Annotated in this window: 1 protein-coding gene and 1 pseudogene; both read right to left on the bottom strand. The window is 70.1% G+C overall.

Translation table 11 applies throughout. The annotated features are described in order from the left end of the window. Nucleotides 1–28: 28 nt before the first annotated feature. Entirely contained in the window at nucleotides 29–787 is a 759-nt protein-coding gene (locus G6019_RS14625; RefSeq protein ID WP_231750282.1) for a FadR/GntR family transcriptional regulator, read from the bottom strand. A 26-nt stretch (nucleotides 788–813) separates the two neighbouring features. Next, a pseudogene (locus G6019_RS14620) lies at nucleotides 814–1,190 on the bottom strand (acyl dehydratase); the annotation flags it as partial.

Here is a 1,190-nt window from a genome sequence, read left to right as displayed (position 1 = left end):
TCCGCCATATCTGAGCCGCGCGGCCGGGTCAGCCGTCGAGGTCCCACCGTATCGGCCGTGCGAGCGCCTTGTGGAACCGCTTCTCCAGGTAGGTGGTGTGCTCGTTGATGTGGGCCGACATCAGGTGGGACGCCGTGTCCCCGTCGCCGTCCGAGATGGCGGCGTAGATCTCCTCGTGGATGTCGCAGGTCAACTCGCGCTGTCGCCTCGGGTAGGTGATGCCCATCGAGGCGCCGGCGATCAACCCGCTCAGGGCGTCGAAGAGATAGCCGAAGAGCGCGTTCCCGGAGCTCCAGGCCACGAGTTCGTGGAAGCGCTCGGAATGCGCGGAGAAGGCGGCCTGATCGGTCAGCTCCTCCCGGGTCAGGCGGAGGTTCTCGGCGAGTCGGGCCAGGCCGGCATCGTCGATCCTCGCGGTGGCCAGACGGGCGATCGTGGGCTCCAGCGCCGCGCGGGCCTCCATGATCGTGGAGAACGGGGCGTTCTCGAACTGCAGGAGCAGGCTCAGGGTGGCGGCGAGCGTCCCCCCGTCCGGTTGCTGCACGATCGGCCCGCCACCCGGGCCCGGCTTGAGCATGAGGACGCCCTGCAACTCCAGGTAGCGCAGCGACTCCCGCAGAGTCCCGCGGCCGACCCCGTAGTGCTCGAGCATGAGGTGTTCCGGCGGCAACCGGTCGCCGACGGTGTTGCCGCGGCGGGAGATGTCCTCGACGATCTGCTGGGCCACCAGGAGGGCGGTCTTCTTGGGACGACCCATCCCCGGACGAGCGCCGCCTCCTGAACTCATGACAACCATTATCCCCGATTCGATCGTCAGGGCATGAGAACGGTGAACGACCAGTCCAGGACGGGAGCGTCGCCGTCGTCGCGGTGGGCGGTGACGAGTGACCGGAGGTCGAGCGCCGTCCCGCCGCCGGGGAGGTCGTCAGCGGCCCCCACCACGAGGTCGCTGCTTAGGGTGTCACCCTCGCGGACCGGGCCCAGGTGGTCGCACGAGTGCCAGCCGAGCACGGTGAGCATCGTCGGCAGTGCGCGGGTGGCCTGGGCCAGTGCGAGCCCGATGGTGTGGCCGCCGTAGACCAACCGGCCGGAGTCCGAGACACGGGCGTCGTGGTGCGCCCGGGCGATGTTGGTGGTGAGCCGGGCCAGCTCCGGGGCGCCGGAGACCACGTCGGCGCCCGCGCGCATCA

It is taken from the genome of Dietzia sp. DQ12-76, from assembly GCF_014145045.1.
In the GTDB taxonomy this organism is placed as follows: Bacteria; Actinomycetota; Actinomycetes; order Mycobacteriales; family Mycobacteriaceae; genus Dietzia.
This window is presented reverse-complemented; position numbering and strand designations above follow the sequence as displayed.

Coding starts and splice junctions, on each gene's coding strand:
- G6019_RS14625 (WP_231750282.1), bottom strand. CDS start 787: ATGAGTTCAGGAGGCGGCGCTCGTCCGGGGATGGGTCGTCCCAAGAAG.